This is a genomic window from Aeromonas australiensis, assembly GCF_000819725.1.
Lineage (GTDB): Bacteria > Pseudomonadota > Gammaproteobacteria > Enterobacterales > Aeromonadaceae > Aeromonas > Aeromonas australiensis.
This window is the reverse complement of record NZ_CDDH01000057.1, coordinates 36,190-51,786: the sequence shown is the minus strand read 5'-3', so window position 1 is coordinate 51,786 and position 15,597 is coordinate 36,190. Positions and strand designations below refer to the sequence as shown.

Below are 15,597 nucleotides of genomic sequence, written 5' to 3'. Positions count from 1 at the left end.
AGGGTGGCCATTGTGGGTTTCAGTACACCTGTCGCCGCTATGGCCAAAACCAAAAACAAGGCGTTGCAATTCATGATTACAACGCCATTAATTCAGTCAAACAGCACGGTCACCGGCAACCCCTCCACCTGCAGGTTAGGGGGTAATTTTTCATCCAGCGAGAGTGCAACCTTGAGGGTTGCTTTTTGACCTTCAAACGGTGCTGCAAGCTGGGCTGGCAGCTTGTCTGCAAGCTCCACAGGTCTGGCGACCCTAGCAGCCAAACGCTCACCACTGGGCAACTTGACGATAGCCTTATGACCCGGCTCCATCGAGGAGAGGTATTTTGGCAATACGTAGGCAATGACCAACGGGTCTTCCCGCTTAGCGATCAACGCGAGGGGGGCTCCCGAGAAGACCCAGTCCCCCTCCTGCACCAACACATCGGAGACCTTGCCAGTAACTGGGGAAAGGGGCTGCTGCTGCCTAGTGATAGCTTGCATCTCGGTTAGCTCCTGCTCCAGCTGGTAACGCGCACTAGCAAGTGGCCCCGTCAGCTGATCTTCTTTGATCTGCAACTCTTGCTGCATTTTTTCAGACCAGGCCTTCTGCAAATCGATTCGAGACTGGGTCCAGCTCAACAGGGCACTGGCATACTCGGCGCTGGAAACCAGTTTCTCCTTCCTATACCCCGCGTACTCCTGATAGATCCCCTCTTGCTCATTTGTCCCCCGCTCTGCGATACGAATCTGCTCATCCAGATTGCTCAATATCGCCTGCTCGGCAGCGTTCTTATCCAGTTCGATCGCTTTCAGACGCGCCTTGCGCTCCACGATATTTGCTTGGAGCGTCGGCGACTCGAATCGCATCAGGGCATCTCCTTGCGAGACGGCTTGACCGGGAGACATATAGATGTTGCGAATAAAGCCATCACCATTGGCAACAACCAGTTGCGGCTCGGTGGTAATGATGGCAGGCGCCTGGGTCAGCCACCACTCGCGCCCCAGATACCACAGAAGAATAATAACGGGACTGAATGCCAGTAACAGGATGAGATACCAGCGAGCCTTGAAGGCGACACGCTTGGCGGGGGCATACAATACCCGGATCCCTTCATCCGACGTGGCATCCTGCTTCTTGGGGGGATTGAATGTGACTTTCATCAGAATTTATTTCCTCGTTTTAATACCCACCAGGGGGCCATGCTGCTCTCTTCATGACCGCGCCGGAACATCTCATTCAACAGTGCGATGGCGCACCACAAGCGCATCAGCAAGGTGTACACCGGGTAAAGACACAACCATGGCAGCAGGCGTAGATCAGCCCCTGGGCGTTCAGATATAGCCAGCAAAAACACGGCGAAATTAACCAGTGTAAGAAACAGGTAAACCAGATAGAGACAGATCATCAACGCAGCGACAAACTGCTCCGGATAGCTAAGCACCAACCACCAGCTATACCCCATCACCAGCAGGGGCAGCACCACGTTTTGCGCCACCCCGTAGATCAAGGTAAACAAAAAGGTCTTCCAGCCCAGAATACGGGGCGTCAGGGAGAGCTTGTGCTTGCGCAGATAGAGAAACAGCAGATCTCCATCCCAGCGTAAACGCTGCTTGGCAAGCGTGATCACGTCTGCGGGCGCATCGGTGTGGCCGATGGCCCGAGGGGCGAACCCTATCTTTAAAGCCGGATGGCGTTTGAGGTAATGCTTAATACGGACCGTCAGATCCAGATCTTCCGCTGTGTGGGTATCCCAGCCGCCAATCTGGCGCAGAAAATCGCGGCGAAATGCCCCGAATGCCCCGGAAATATTGTTGATAAGATTCCATTCACTCAGGCCCGTCTTCCCCCCCTGCATGGAGATCATGTACTCAATTCCCTGCATGCGGGTCAGCAAACCATCGCGCAAGTTGCGCACCCGCAACGCCCCACCCACGGCGGGCACGTTCGGGTCATCGAAGCAGGCGACAATCTCGTCGATCATGTTGTTGTCGAAGGACGTGTCCCCGTCGGCATTCATGACTATCTCACCGGTGGCCGCCGACAAGCCGGCATTGAGTGTCGATACCCGCCCGCCACGCTGCCACTTGGGCAACAGTACCAAGGTACGCCTCTCACAACCCTGAAACTCAGCCACGCAGCTCAGGGCCGCCTGATAAGTATGCGCGTTGGCCTTGGCGCCATCGATCACAGCTATAATTTCCATTTGACCGCGATAAAGCTGTTCCTTGAGCGTCAATATGGTGGAGCGGATCGCCTCCCCTTCCCCATAACAGGTGATGATGCAAGACACTTTGGGACAGCGCCGAGAGCGCGGTAGTTCAGATGCCTTGGGAACCTGGCGAGCATACCATTTCAGGATCCCGGTCAACGTCAGCGCCATCAGGGGCACCTCCATCAGCAGCAACATGGGCAGCAGCAGCAGGATCATCCTGGGCGAAAACTGCAGGCTGCCCAAGATCTCGGTCAGGATGTACCGAACCGTGCTCATCCACTCAGGCATCCTGAAGGCTCCCGTCCAGCCAGCTGCTCAACCAGAGGCCGGTATCTTCACCCAGCGTTGTGGGGAGCGGCTCTACCTTCACATTCAGCGTCAAGGCATCCAACCCCTCAATGAGATTTAATGCCTGAATGCGCTCCTGCAGAATGCGCCAGTCGTCGGCATCCGTATGCGGCAGCAACAACAACAGCCGGTCATCGGCATACTGGCAAACGACATCGGTATCGCGGAATAGAGCTTGCAAACGGCTGAGCAGAGCAGCCAGTCGCTGCTGAGTCTTCAGCATGCCCAACTCGGCCCGCAACTCCGCCAGATGCTCAATCCGAATAGCCAGCAAGGTATGGCAGCCACCATGACGTTGCAGCAAGCTGTTGTTCCATTGCAGCAACCAAGGGAAGTGCTCCATAGCCATAGGGGTACCCCAGGTCAACGGCAGATGCAGTTGTTGAGTCCCTTCCCGTGCGATGTGGCGGGCCAGCTTGCCGATGCGATATTCATAGATGGGCGCAACAATCAAATCATCTGGTTTGTGCGCTTGGCCACATTCATGGCAACGCGCCTGGACGGCAGCCTCCATAAAACGGGCATGGCATGACAAACAGCGGAACTTCTCAAGGGGCCTGTCATAGTCGACACCGATGTGACGCAGAGTCGTGACGCACTTGGGACAACGCAGCACACCCTGTCGCATGAATGCATCCTGATCATCCACGTGCCCGCAGGTGAAGCAGTGCACAGCTGGTTTGGCCTGGATGGCGATATGAGCGCATTCGGGACACACATCGACAAAATTGAGATGTGCCGAGTTGCAACTGTGACAAAGACGTACCCGGTCCACCAGCTGCTCACTCTGCAATAAACGCTCTGCAACCAGCTGCGGGAGGGCATCCCCTGCTTCGCTGCCCACCAGGCAATCCAGCAGGGGATAGCTGTACCCCTGACGGCAACCAGCCTGCCAACGTGGCAACAAGCGAAAATGGGAGCGAGGCCAGCTGTACCAAGCCAGCTTTTCCATGTCATCCGGATGCTCTCGAGGGGTCAACAACGCCAACCGTTCAAGCATGTCACAGGCCCGTTCATCCAGCTGTGTCAGGAGACCGTCGGCCAACATGGGAGAGAGCGGGCTCTTCACAACACAAAATACCGGCTGCAAATAACGTATCGGGTCACGCCGCACAGCCTGCAATACCCTATCCTGCTCATCTGCAGGCAGGTTGAGCAGTAATACCGGCTGCTGCAATGGATCCCAGCGGGACAGATCGAGAAGTGGCAAGGCAACACGATCCACCGAGCCTCCCAGCAGCGCAATCTGACCGGGGCGTTCACTCGTGCTCATCATGGGGAAATAACCTCTTTCCATTTACTGACAAATAGATACCAAGCCAATAAAACGGACCCGCCTGTTGCCATGCATCGGCAGACTCAGGCAATGTCGCGAGATGCACATTGCCCTGCACGGACAGCACAACCGCAGTGTCAACGTTATCGACGGATAGCATGAAGCAGGCGAACGCGCAGAAAGAGTTGAGAGCTGACGCCATTTTCATGTGCGGCTCAGCCATCTCTGAGGGAAGAGATCTGAAGCTTTCCGGACCCGACTCACATCGGGGGTGGCAAGGTGGGCGATTTTGCAGTTGTGGACAATTTAGTCAACCCGGAAAGATGAGAATAACTAGCAGATAGTTGAATGGATCAATCTTTATGCACAAAGATGACTACAAAAAGCACTATTAACAGAAAAGACAAAAGAGCGTAACTCAGTGAATCTACTATCTTGCAGCCTGCAATTCCTATTCATGTTCATATGAATACATATCTGATGGCAAAATGCGGACCCAATCGGCAAGGCGACAAACTATGTCGCGCACCTGCCAATAATATGGCAGCGTCTGCCAGGGTTACGACAACGAATAACCATAAAAAGCACAGCTCCCGGCCTGATCACCGGGAGCTGTGTGGATTATGCGGCTGAAACCGGTTGGTAATGGTTGACGATCCACGCCTCGAAGTCGGCCAGCATGCGGGTTTCCGACTCGTTGTTGTCGGCGATAAGCTCGGCGCCGTGTACCACCCGGATATGGGCATCGAGCGGGCTTCCCTCACCCGCCGCGGGGCGCTGCCGGGCGGCGGCCATGCAGGCTTGTGCCTGTTGCCACGCCTCGGCGGCGCTCAGGTTGCACGCCTCGGCCAGCGGCACCGCGCTGAATCCCTCGCCGGTCAGGCTGCGCAGAGTCTCATCGTGACTCATGCCGTTGCCCGGCCCCCAGTAGTGGGCGGCCAGATCCGGCCCGATGCGCGGGTTATCGGTGAGGTAGCCATCACGCTTGAGGAAATAAGCGCGGGTCTGCTCCACCGCCATCAGCGCCAGCAGGTAGCCGTGATAGGCGCAGGCCGACTCCTGATTCAGCAGATGCGGAATGGCCAGCAGCGGGCGCGGGCTCTCGACCCCGACAATCTTGCGCTCCCACTGGCGGGCCAGCGCCAGCACTGCCTCGGGAGTGCGTTCGGCCTCATCCATGGCGTAGAGATCCCGCTCGAAGTAGGCCACCAGCGCGATCTGGCGCTCGTTGAAGGCCCGAAACGGCTGGCGGGCGGCGATCATCTCCTTGATGAGGGCATCGGGAACAGCCTCTCCCGCCGCATTTCTGGCGTAGCGTTTGAGCCAGTCGGCATCGTCCAGCAGGCTGTCGCAGAACATCGACTGGGTCTCGGCATAGGCCATGGAGGTGGGCGGAAACTCCTGTGAGAAGCAGGGGGCGTTGCCGGTGACATTGGCAAAGTGCGCCGCGTGGCCACCTTCGTGGAACAGGGTATTGAGGCCACTCCAGCCGCTGCCAACCTGCGCCGGATCGGCCAGACTGGTGAAGTTGACCACAGCCGGCACCCACTCCCCCTGCTGGAAGAAGCTCGGTACCGGGCCGTGGCAGAAGCCGTTCTCGTATTTCCCCTCCCGGGTCAGCAAGTCCAGGGTCAAGGTCGCCCCGCGATACTGGATGCCGAGCCGGCGGAAGCTCTCGACCCAGTCCCGCAGCGCCCGCGAGAAGGGCACATAAGGATCGAGCTGGCGGGTCACGTCGCCGCTCACGCTGTAGCGCAGGTTGTGGGGCTGCAGGGCCGCCTCCCCCTTGGCAACCTTCAGCTCTTCCAGACTCTGCTGCAACCGAGCGTCGGTGCGGGCGATAAAGTCGTCGAGGATGGCGAACAACTGCTCCGGGCTCATCTGCTCGTTCTTGCGCACCTTGTAGTCGAAGTAGTCGCGATAACCCATGGCGCGGGCAAAGCGGTTGCGCAGCGCCACCACCTCGAGAAAACCGTTGCCGACCACCCACTGCTCCAGGGTGCGGAACATGGCGAGCGCGCTCTGGCGCACCGCCTCGTTCGGGCTGGCGGCAAGGGTGGTGCTGGCGGCGGGCAGGCTACCAGCGACCTGCTGGCCCTGTTCATCCAGCAGAGTCAGTTTCAGCCCTTTGCGGCGAGCAAACAGCGCCGCCTCGGCAGCCACCAGCTCATCCATCAGGGCGGCAGCGGCGGGATCTTCAATCACATTGCACTCGAAGAAGACGAGCCAGCCTTGCAGGCCGCGTTTAAGATCATCCTCTTCAGCCTGCGCCAGCATCTCCCGCAGCACCGGCAGACGAGCCGGATTGGCACAGAACGCCTTGTAGGCCTGCTCGGCCGCGGTGAAACCGGCCTGATCGTCGCTGGTCCCCATATAAGTGGACCAGAAGAGATCCTCTTTTTGCCTGTGTACCTGCAGGTAGTCGGCGTTGAGCTGGTTGAAGTAATTCCTGGCAATGGAACTCATAAATTCCCTCTTGTGATGGGGTCCCCCGTAGTGGGGCCCACTCCTTTTATTAATGAAATGCCAAACCATTCACACTTTTTGGCAAAAGTGACGCAGGGATGCGCACGAATACGCTACCACAAAGTGGGTGGTTAGAGTCTGTGACTATACTGTTGTTAAAAAACTCATTTGAGTAAAATCAGCAAGCACCTGAAAGTAAATGAATTGTTAACGAACGCAAACTGGCTACCGCGGTACAGAGCCACATAAAATCAACAGGGAAATGAGGGGTTAGTCATGTTCAAGCTCGGTGATATCACAGTGAGCCGCAAATTGATTCTGCTGCTCACGCTGGCGTTTGTCGGTTTTCTCTCGCTGCTGCTTATCTCGGCCAACGCACTGCAGCGCAATCTGATAAATGAAAGAGAGGCGCGGCTCAATGCGGTGCTAAGTCAGGCCATGAGCCAGATCCAGTTTCTGGCCAGCACCCTGCCAGCAGAGCAGGCCCAGCAGGAGGCACGCAAGCTGCTGACCAATATGCGCTTTGATAACGACAACTACCTGTTCGTTATCGACGAGAACCGCACCATGGTGGTTCACCCCATCCGCCCCGAGCTAGTGGGTCAGACCATGGGGGAAGGGACAGGGGCAACCGCTGGGCAATTCTGGTATCAGATGGTGGATATTGCACGTGATGGAAAACAGGGGACACTGCAGTACCAGTGGACCAGCCCCTCCGGCGAAAGGGCTCAGAAGCTGTCGCTGGTCTCGGGTTACCAACCCTGGGGCTGGATCCTCGGCTCCGGCATGCTGCTGCAAGATATTCAGCAGACCATCTGGGCCCAATATATGAAGATGGGCACCGCCACCGCCGTTGTGACCTTGTTGATGGGCCTGCTGGGCTGGCGTATCACCCGCTCTATTGTCTCCCCCCTCAGCCAGATCAACCACGCCATGCAACGGGTCGCCAAGGGAGATCTGGTGGTGAGTATCCCGGTACAGGGCAAGGATGAGCTGGGCGTAGTCGCCCGCTGCACCAATCAGAGTCTCGATGCCATCCGTCATGCTTTGCTGGAAGCAAGTCAGGGCGCCCGCAACGTGGCCGATGCCGCTCTGCGTATCGCCTCCTCGGCAGAAGAGACCAATCAGGCGGTCACCAGCCAGCGAGATCAACTGGCCCAGCTCGCCACAGCCATGAACGAGATGAGCGCCACCATCTCGGATGTGGCCGGTCATGCTGAAAACACTGCCCGCGATACCCAGGATGCCACCAGTGAAGCCGGACTGGGAAATCAGGACGTTCATGCCAGCGTCAACGGTATCCAGGCACTGGCCACCGAGGTGGAGCAGGCCACCGTGCAGGTCAACCAGCTCAAAGAGGGGGTGATGCAGATCAGCGAAGTGACCGCCGTCATCAGCGCCATTTCGGAGCAGACCAACCTGCTGGCTCTCAACGCGGCCATCGAAGCAGCACGAGCCGGTGAGCAGGGGCGCGGCTTTGCCGTGGTCGCCGATGAGGTGCGTCAGCTGGCCAGTCGCACTCGCCAATCCACCGAAGAGATCCAGAGCACCATCGCCCAGTTACAACAAAGAGCCGTCTCTGCCGCGAGCGCGATGGATGCCAGCCGCAAGCTGGCGGAAAGCAGCGTCAGTCAATCCCAGCAAGCAGGGCAGGATCTCACCCTGATCGTTAACCGCATCCAGCATGTGAGCGATATGGCAACCCAAATTGCCACCGCCGCCGAACAGCAGAGCATGGTGGCTGAGGATATGAATCGCAACGTCAGCGGCATCAATGATTCGGCACAGGAGATGTCCCAGTCCGCCACCTACCTGGCGCAAGAGAGTGAACTGCTGGCCGACCTCTCCCGCAGCCTGGATGAACGGCTTGCGGTATTCAAACTGGGCAAGGAGTCCGCCACGGCGCCGATGATGCCCCCCGTCTCTTCCCACTCCGGCGAGCAGCACGCCCGTCATTGATGGCGTCAATCCATGTCGTCTTGTCACCCGACCTGCCAGTTCAGCTGGCAGGTTTTTTTACGCCGACAACACGCAATCAGCATGCATCTTATCGGCATATTCAACGGCATTCGACGCCATTCACAAATAAGAGAACACTTTTAAAACAGCCAGTTAGAATGATTTTCGCGCCATTGAATGGCGCATTTAAACATTTAACTTCAAATAATTAATCAAGGCGATGCACAATGCTGATGGCCGAACATTTGGCCCATCACTAACCATCTAGTCATTTGGCAAACTGACCGAAAGGTCGGGACGCAAAGCCTCCGGTCTACAGACATTTTGTCCAGGATAGCGGGGTTGCCACACGCAAGTGTGCATCGGGGTACTCCCCGGCCAACTGACTGCCCACATCAATCGAACAGAGGAATGTATGGCAGCAAAAATCCAACTCAATCACATCGCGGCGGTGCTGGCCCTGCTGGCCAGCGGCAGCGCCCTGGCTCATGGCTACATCAGCCAGCCCGAGAGCCGCAACTACCTGTGCAAAACCGGCGGCAACAGCCAGTGTGGCGGCGTGCAGTGGGAACCCCAGAGCGTGGAGGGCCCCTCCGGCTTCCCGCAGAGTGGCCCGCAGGATGGTCAAATCGCTTCGGCGGGCAGCTCGCGCTGGGGCGAGCTGAACATCCAGACCAGCGACCGCTGGAGCAAGCGTGAAGTACAGCCCGGCCCCTTCGCCATCAGCTGGACCTTCACTGCCAACCACGTCACCCGCAACTGGCGCTACTACCTCACCAAACAGGAGTGGAACCCCAACCAGCCGCTCACCCGCGCCTCGTTCGACCTGACCCCCTTCTGCGTCATCGACGGCAACATGGTACAGCCGCCCAAGCAGGTGACCCACAACTGTATCCTGCCGGAACGTAGTGGTCATCAACTGATCCTCGGCGTGTGGGAAGTGGGCGACACCAGCAACAGTTTCTACAACATCATCGATGCCAAGTTCAAAGATGGCAGCCAGCCGCCGCTGGAGTGGAGCCAGGCAGGCACCATCTACCCCTCCATTGACCTTGCTGTGGGTGACAAGGCGATGACCCGGGTATTCGATGCCAACGGCGAGCGCCCCGATCTGCAGACCGTGCTGACCATCACCACCGCCGAGCAGGGCCAGAAGAACAGCTGGGCCCATGCCCTCGCCAGCAAGATCAACGCCGAACAGAGCCTGATCCGCGCCGGTCAGCAAGGAGCCGATGGCCAGTTCAATCCGATCTACGGCATGAACCCCGTCTATCTGCATCGAGACAGCAAACTGAAGCGAGTCGAGATTGACCTGCAACAGCAGCAGCCGCCGGTGGTGGACAGCATCAGCGTCAGCGGTCTGGCCAGCGACTATGTGCTGGAAAACGGCAAGGCAACCCTCGATTTCACCGTCACCGCGCAGGGCGATCGGGCCGTCACCAATACCCTCTATGATCACGGCGGCGTCGCCAAGGGTGAAAGCAGTGCCGACATCAAGGACAGCAGCCACACCTTTACCATGGCGCTGGAAGGGCTCAAGGCGGGTCACCACCAGCTGGTGATCAAGGCCACTCCGAAAGCGGGCGGCGAGACCATCCAGCAGACCATGGATCTGATGTTCAAGGAGCAGAGCAGCGGCGAATACGACTTCGTCTTCCCGAACTCGCTCAAATCCTATGCCGCCGGCACCAAGGTGCAGCAGCCGAAAAATGGCAAGGTCTATCAGTGCAAGCCCTTCCCCTACAGCGGCTACTGCCAGCAGTGGACTACCACAGCCACCCAGTACGAGCCGGGCATCGGCTCCCACTGGCAGATGGCGTGGGATGAAGTGCACTAACCCACGCTTGGGCACATAAAAAAGGGCGTCCTCTCTAGCAGGGGACGCCCGGAAAAATCAAACCTTGCGGTTTGCATACCAACGGAACCAAGACCTCACTCTTCACTTACTTCACACACTCAACACACTCTTCAAAACAGGGGTTGTCCATTAACCCTGCCATTTTCCTCCTTCGACGATCACATCATTCGGATCGGTATCAGGGCTCAGCTTGTCACGCACATACTGGTCATAGAGTTTCAGCAGGTACTTCTCCTCACCCAGCTTGGCGAGACGGTCGTTGACCCAGTCACGCAGCTCGATATTGCCCTTCTTCACCGCCGGGGCGATGGGATCTTCCGAACCCAGTTTTTCGGGCAGTACCCGATAGCCCGGATTCTCCTTGGCCCAGCTGAACAGCACCAGATTGTCCTGGGCATAGGCGTCACCACGGCCCTGCGCCAGCGCCTGCAAAGATTCGGTGTTCTTCTCGAACTTGAGTACCTTCCACTCCGGGTGGTTGCGGGTCAGCCAGATGTCGGCCGTGGTGCCGGTGGTCACGATCAGGGTCTTGCTGGCCAGATCATCGAGCTTCTTGGCCGGACTCCCTTCCGGCACCAGCACCTGTACCGCCACTCGCAGGTTCGGGTTGGTGAAATCCACCACCTCGCGCCGCTCCGGGGTCACCGTCATATTGGCGAGGATCAGATCCACCTTGTCGCTCTGCAGGAAGGGGATGCGGCTGGCAGGCTCCACCGCCACGAACTCGATCTTGTTCTCGTCCCCCAGCAGATCCTTGGCGAAGCGGCGGCCGAGATCGGTGTCAAAACCGACGTAGTTCCCCTTCTCGTCCACGTAGCCAAACGGCGGCTTGTCGGTGAAGACGCCGACGATGAGCTTGTCCCGCGCCTTGATCTTGTCGAGAGAACCGTCCGCCGCATGGGCGGCGCCACTTGCGATACCCAGTCCCAATAAGGCACTAAGCAGAACCGAGGTGATTTTTTTCATGCTGACTCCTTTCGTTTGATGACATTTGTATAAGAAAACTTGGCGAGGAACTGGCGCGCACGCTGGCTCCTGGGATTGTCGAAAAATTGGTGGGGTGCGGCCTGCTCCAGAATGTGGCCGCCATCCATGAAGACGATGCGATCCGCCACAGCCCGGGCGAAGGCCAGCTCGTGGGTGACGATAAGCAGGGTCATGCCGCTGCCGGCGAGATCGCGGATCACCTCCAGCACCTCCTGCACCATCTCGGGGTCGAGGGCGGCGGTTACCTCGTCAAACAGCATCACCTGCGGGTTCATGCACAGCGCCCGCACGATGGCGATGCGCTGCTGCTGGCCGCCGGAGAGCTGGCGCGGATAGTCATGGCGCCGCTCCCACAGGCCGATGCGGTTCAGCAGCTGCTCGGCTTGCAGCAGCGCCTCTGCCCGCTCCCGCTTTTGCACCTGCAGGGGGCCAAGCAGCACGTTTTCCAGCACCGTCAGGTTGGGGAAGAGGTGATAGTTCTGGAACACCATGCCGATCCGCTGGCGCACCCGCTGCCAGTCGGTGGCACCATCCAGCAGCACACCATCGAAGCGGATCTCGCCCCCCTGAATGGGTTCGAGCCCGTTGAGAGTGCGCAACAAGGTGCTCTTGCCGCAGCCGCTCGGCCCCAGGATGACGATCACCTCCCCAGCGCGCACGCTGAGGCTGATCCGATCCAGCACCAGATTCGGGCCGAACTGTTTACTGACAGAACCGAGTTCAAGCAGAGGTGTCATACCGCATTACCCCATTGTTGCTCCAGCCGGCGCGAGGCAAGCGAGAGCGGATAGCAGACCAGAAAAAAGAACAGAAACAGCAGACCGTAAATAAGCAGCGAGCCATAGGTGCGCTCGATGATCTGCTGGCCCACCTTGATCACTTCCACCACCCCGATCAGCACCGCCAGCGAACTGGTCTTGATGATGCGGGTGTAGATGTTGATGGTCGGCGGCGTCAGCCGCTGCAACGCCTGCGGCAGCAACACATGGCGATAGAGCTGCCAGGTCGAGAGCCCGAGCGCCAACCCGGCCTCCTGCTGACCACGGGCGAGGGAGTTGAGGCCACCGCGCACCACCTCCCCCACCTCGCTAGCGCCCCAGAGGGCGAGTACCAGCACGGCGCACCAGAAGGCCGGAATATCGAGGCCGAAAAAGATCGGCAACCCGAAGAAAAAGAGATAGAGCCACACCAGCACCGGCACCACCCGAAACAGCTCGAGATAAAGCCGCAGCAGCCCCCGCACCAACCGGCTACCCTGTTGTGCCAACACGCCGTAAGCGACACCGCCGAGAGTGGCAAACAGGATGGCCAGCAGCGAGATGGCGAGGGTCTGACCCGCGCCCACCGCCAGCAGTGGCAGCGCCTGCGTCAGCTGTTCAGAAATTTCACTGGCCATATTGAGCCCTCCTTTCCTCCATCTTGGTGACGAGAGACGGTGGCAGCTGGAAGATAAGTGCCCACATCGGGATCCTCGCCTGCATCAGCGATTCAGTGACCGAACTGACCATGTTGCAGCCTCCTTTCAACGACGCGCAGAACGAGAGAGAGCGGCAGAAAGATCAGCACGCACATCAAGGTCAGCACCACCAGCATCTCGTAGGTCTTGTAGTAGAGGGCGATGTAATTCTTGGTGGTGTAGAGCAGCTCTGGCACCGCTACCGCCGAGGCCACCGTCGTCTCCTTGAGCAGAAAGATGAAGTTGGCAAACAGCGCGGGCAGACTGGCGAGCCAGGCCTGGGGCAACTGCACGTGGCGCAGCAGTTGCCAGCGAGAAAGCCCGATGGCCCTGCCAGCCTCCAGCTGACTGGCGGGCACCGCCTGAATGCCCGCCCGCAGGGCCTCGGTCAGATAACCACCGCCGAGGAAGGTCATGGCAATCACCGCGGTAGTAAACCCGGAGAGCGACAAGCCGAGCGCAGGCAGCCCGAAATAGAGGAAGAAGAGCTGGATCAGCAGCGGCGTGTTGCGGGCCAGCTCGACATATCCGCGGATCAGGGCGCTGAGCGGCCGCTTGTGCAGGCTCAGCAGGGCGACGTTGAGCAGGGCGACCGCCAGCGAAGTGAGGATCACTATGGTTCCCAGCTGCAAGGTGACCCAGACCGCCTTGCCGAAGGCGGGCAGCGTTGTGACGATAAAGGGCAGATCCAGATTCATGCCGGGATCCTCCCGTCACGCTGCAGACGCTGGGGCAGCACAGTGATCGCATCCGGGTACTTGATGCCGGTACCGGTATTGAGCACCACGACCTGCTCTCCCCCACGGATCCAGCCAGCCTCGCGCAGTTGACGAGCAGCAGCAAACGCAGCGGCCCCCTCAGGGCAGACAAAACTGCCCTCGCGAGAGGCAAGCTGGCGGATCTCGCTCTGGATGGCCTTGTCATCCACCGCGATGGCGCAACCCTCGGTGCGATAAAGGGCGTCCAGCACCAGAAAATCCCCCAGCGCCTTGGGTACATTGATGCCGAACGCCAGCGTTTGGGAGTCGGGCCAGAAGCTCGATTCGGTGGCTCTCTGTTGCCACGCCTGTACGATGGGCGCGCAGCCACTCGCCTGTACCGCGACCAGTCTGGGCAACGCGCCCTTGACCCAGCCCAGCTCCTGCAGCTCGCGCAGCGCCTTGTAGATACCGATGAGGCCGACCCCGCCACCGGTCGGATAGATGATCACATCCGGCAGGGTCCAGCCCAGCTGTTCGGCAATCTCCAGCCCCATGGTCTTCTTGCCCTCAATCCGGTAGGGCTCCTTCAGGGTTGAGGCGTCAAACAGGGATTGCTCCGCTACCGCCTGCGCCACCTGACGACCGGCGTCGCTGATAAGGCCATCCACCAGATATAGACGGGAACCGGCGAGAGAGGTCTCCAGTCGAGTGATGGCGGGGGCTGCCTGCGGCATAACGATGGTGCTGCGCAGTCCGGCACGGGCACCGTAGAGCGCCCATGCAGCGCCTGCGTTGCCGTTGGTCGGCATGGCGAAGTGAGTGACGCCGAGTTCACGCGCGCGGGAGATGCCCACCGCTGCACCACGAGCCTTGAAAGATCCGGTGGGGATGACGCTCTCATCCTTCATCCAGAGATCCGGAATACCGATCTGCTTGCCCAGCGTAGGCAGCCGTAGCAGTGGGGTGAATCCCTCCCCCAGCGTCACAACGTGGGCGGGATCCCGTACCGGCAGCAACTCGTGATAACGCCACAGGCTGGCCGGGCGCCCCAGCAATGCCGCCGGGTGCCATGCTCGCTTCAGCGCATCGAGATCGTAGCTGGCCAGCAGTGGCGCACCTGCCCGGCTCAGTTGCCAGGGCTGGTCAGCCTCATGGATCTCGCCACTCTTGCTGCAACGCAGATGTGATAGGTAGCTATACGGCATGCTTTATCCTGAATGGATCGACTTTGGTCAGTCACTTATTCCATCCTGCAACCCAAGTACCGGATAACAAACAAAATTAACTGGCAAACCTAAGTGAAAAAATTCATATGAAGCCGTCTGTTTTCGCTGGCAATCTCATCTGCCAGCAATAAGGAAGGGGAGCCATTGGCTCCCCTTCTGTCATCTCTTCCGATTCAAATCTGGAAGTCGAGGGCGGGCTCGCTGCCCATGGCGCGGGCCTGAATATCCGCCAGCGCCAGCTCGGGGTTGCAGAGCTGGATAAACTGCCAGGCAAAGTTGTGCTGGAACTGCCCCTGCTTGAGGCCAATCCAGGCGGTGTGGGGGGCAAACAGATGGCTGCCATCGAGCTGCACCAGCCCCTGATCGCGCTGGGTGTCGAACGCCATATCGGCCAGTATGCCGACCCCCATCTCCAGCTCGACATAGGTCTTGATGACATCGGAGTCCTGCGCCGTCAGCAGGATCTGCGGCTCGATGCCAGCCGCAGCAAACGCCTCATCCACCCGCACCCGCCCGGTCAACCCGGCTTGATAGGTGACGATAGGCCAGTTGGCCAGCGCCGCCAGCGTCAGATCCCGCTCGCCTGCCAACGGATGTTGCTCGGGCACCACGATATTGTGGTGCCAGCGGTAGTAGGGGAATGCCACCACCCCTTCGCTCTTGTCGAGCTGCTCGCTGCTGATGCCGATATCCACCTCGCCGGTCTGCACCAGCCGCACTATCTCCTCCGGGCTGCCCTGACGCAGCTCCAGCTGCACCAGCGGAAACTGCTCGCGAAACGCCTTCACCACCCGCGGCAGGGCATAGCGGGCCTGGGTATGGGTGGTCGCCACCAGCAAGCGGCCCGAGTCGCGGTTGGCAAAGGTGCTGGCCAGTTTGCGGATGTTGTTGGCGTCATTGAGAATGCGCTCGGCAATCACCAGCAGCTCCTTGCCAGGCTCGGTCATACCGAGCAGCCGCTTACCGTAGCGGATAAAGAGCTCGATACCGAGCTCCTCTTCCAGCTCGCGGATATGGCGACTCACCCCGGATTGCGAGGTAAAAAGGGCATTGGCCACCTCGGTCAGGTTGTAATCCCGCCGCGCAGCCTCCCGGATAATACGTAACTGCTGGAAATTCACCTTGT

At 59.1% G+C, this 15,597-nt stretch carries 12 protein-coding genes and 1 riboswitch; of the genes, 2 read left to right on the top strand and 10 right to left on the bottom strand.

The window, feature by feature from the left end:
- Nucleotides 1–92 precede the first annotated feature (92 nt).
- The 4 genes from BN1117_RS09135 to BN1117_RS09115 all read right to left on the bottom strand — a co-directional run bounded on the left by BN1117_RS09135 (nt 93) and on the right by BN1117_RS09115 (nt 6,284).
- The gene (locus BN1117_RS09135; protein WP_040096725.1) at nt 93–1,142 is read right to left on the bottom strand and encodes an HlyD family secretion protein; all 1,050 of its coding nucleotides are present in this window, start codon (nt 1,140–1,142) and stop codon (nt 93–95) included.
- Nucleotides 1,142–2,482, bottom strand: a complete 1,341-nt coding sequence (locus tag BN1117_RS09130; RefSeq protein WP_040096723.1) for a glycosyltransferase — start codon at nt 2,480–2,482, stop codon at nt 1,142–1,144. Before BN1117_RS09130 ends, BN1117_RS09135 begins: the two co-directional genes overlap by 1 nt.
- Nucleotides 2,475–3,818, bottom strand: coding sequence for a TackOD1 domain-containing metal-binding protein (locus BN1117_RS09125; RefSeq protein WP_040096722.1), 1,344 nt, complete (start codon nt 3,816–3,818; stop codon nt 2,475–2,477). Before BN1117_RS09125 ends, BN1117_RS09130 begins: the two co-directional genes overlap by 8 nt.
- 621 nt (nt 3,819–4,439) lie before the next feature.
- Complete coding sequence (locus BN1117_RS09115; RefSeq protein WP_040096718.1) at nt 4,440–6,284, bottom strand: M3 family metallopeptidase; 1,845 nt, start codon at nt 6,282–6,284, stop codon at nt 4,440–4,442.
- A gap of 276 nt (nt 6,285–6,560) precedes the next feature.
- On the opposite strand from BN1117_RS09115, the gene BN1117_RS09110 reads away from it, so the two are divergent.
- Together BN1117_RS09110 and gbpA are read left to right on the top strand one after the other, a co-directional pair.
- The gene (locus tag BN1117_RS09110) at nt 6,561–8,243 is read left to right on the top strand and encodes a methyl-accepting chemotaxis protein (protein ID WP_040096717.1); all 1,683 of its coding nucleotides are present in this window, start codon (nt 6,561–6,563) and stop codon (nt 8,241–8,243) included.
- Between the two features lie 264 nt (nt 8,244–8,507).
- A riboswitch (cyclic di-GMP riboswitch) is annotated at nt 8,508–8,593 on the top strand.
- Nucleotides 8,594–8,658: 65 nt separating this feature from the next.
- Complete coding sequence (gbpA, locus tag BN1117_RS09105) at nt 8,659–10,080, top strand: N-acetylglucosamine-binding protein GbpA (RefSeq protein WP_040096715.1); 1,422 nt, start codon at nt 8,659–8,661, stop codon at nt 10,078–10,080.
- 150 nt (nt 10,081–10,230) lie between these two features.
- Here the strand turns inward: gbpA and BN1117_RS09100 are convergent, their stop codons facing one another.
- The 6 genes from BN1117_RS09100 to cbl all read right to left on the bottom strand — a co-directional run bounded on the left by BN1117_RS09100 (nt 10,231) and on the right by cbl (nt 15,592).
- Nucleotides 10,231–11,067 (bottom strand): transporter substrate-binding domain-containing protein, encoded by an 837-nt coding sequence (locus tag BN1117_RS09100; protein WP_040067363.1) that lies wholly within the window; start codon nt 11,065–11,067, stop codon nt 10,231–10,233.
- Nucleotides 11,064–11,825, bottom strand: coding sequence for an amino acid ABC transporter ATP-binding protein (locus BN1117_RS09095; protein ID WP_040096713.1), 762 nt, complete (start codon nt 11,823–11,825; stop codon nt 11,064–11,066). The genes BN1117_RS09100 and BN1117_RS09095 overlap by 4 nt, the downstream gene beginning before the upstream one ends.
- A complete protein-coding gene (locus tag BN1117_RS09090) occupies nt 11,822–12,484 on the bottom strand; it encodes an amino acid ABC transporter permease (RefSeq protein ID WP_040096712.1) in 663 nt (220 codons plus the stop codon). The genes BN1117_RS09095 and BN1117_RS09090 overlap by 4 nt, the downstream gene beginning before the upstream one ends.
- A 92-nt stretch (nt 12,485–12,576) precedes the next feature.
- Nucleotides 12,577–13,242, bottom strand: coding sequence for an amino acid ABC transporter permease (locus BN1117_RS09085; protein ID WP_040096710.1), 666 nt, complete (start codon nt 13,240–13,242; stop codon nt 12,577–12,579).
- The gene (locus tag BN1117_RS09080; protein ID WP_040096709.1) at nt 13,239–14,450 is read right to left on the bottom strand and encodes a threonine synthase; all 1,212 of its coding nucleotides are present in this window, start codon (nt 14,448–14,450) and stop codon (nt 13,239–13,241) included. The genes BN1117_RS09085 and BN1117_RS09080 overlap by 4 nt, the downstream gene beginning before the upstream one ends.
- 194 nt (nt 14,451–14,644) lie before the next feature.
- Entirely contained in the window at nt 14,645–15,592 is a 948-nt protein-coding gene (gene cbl / locus BN1117_RS09075) for an HTH-type transcriptional regulator Cbl (RefSeq protein WP_040096707.1), read from the bottom strand.
- Nucleotides 15,593–15,597: the final 5 nt, after the last annotated feature.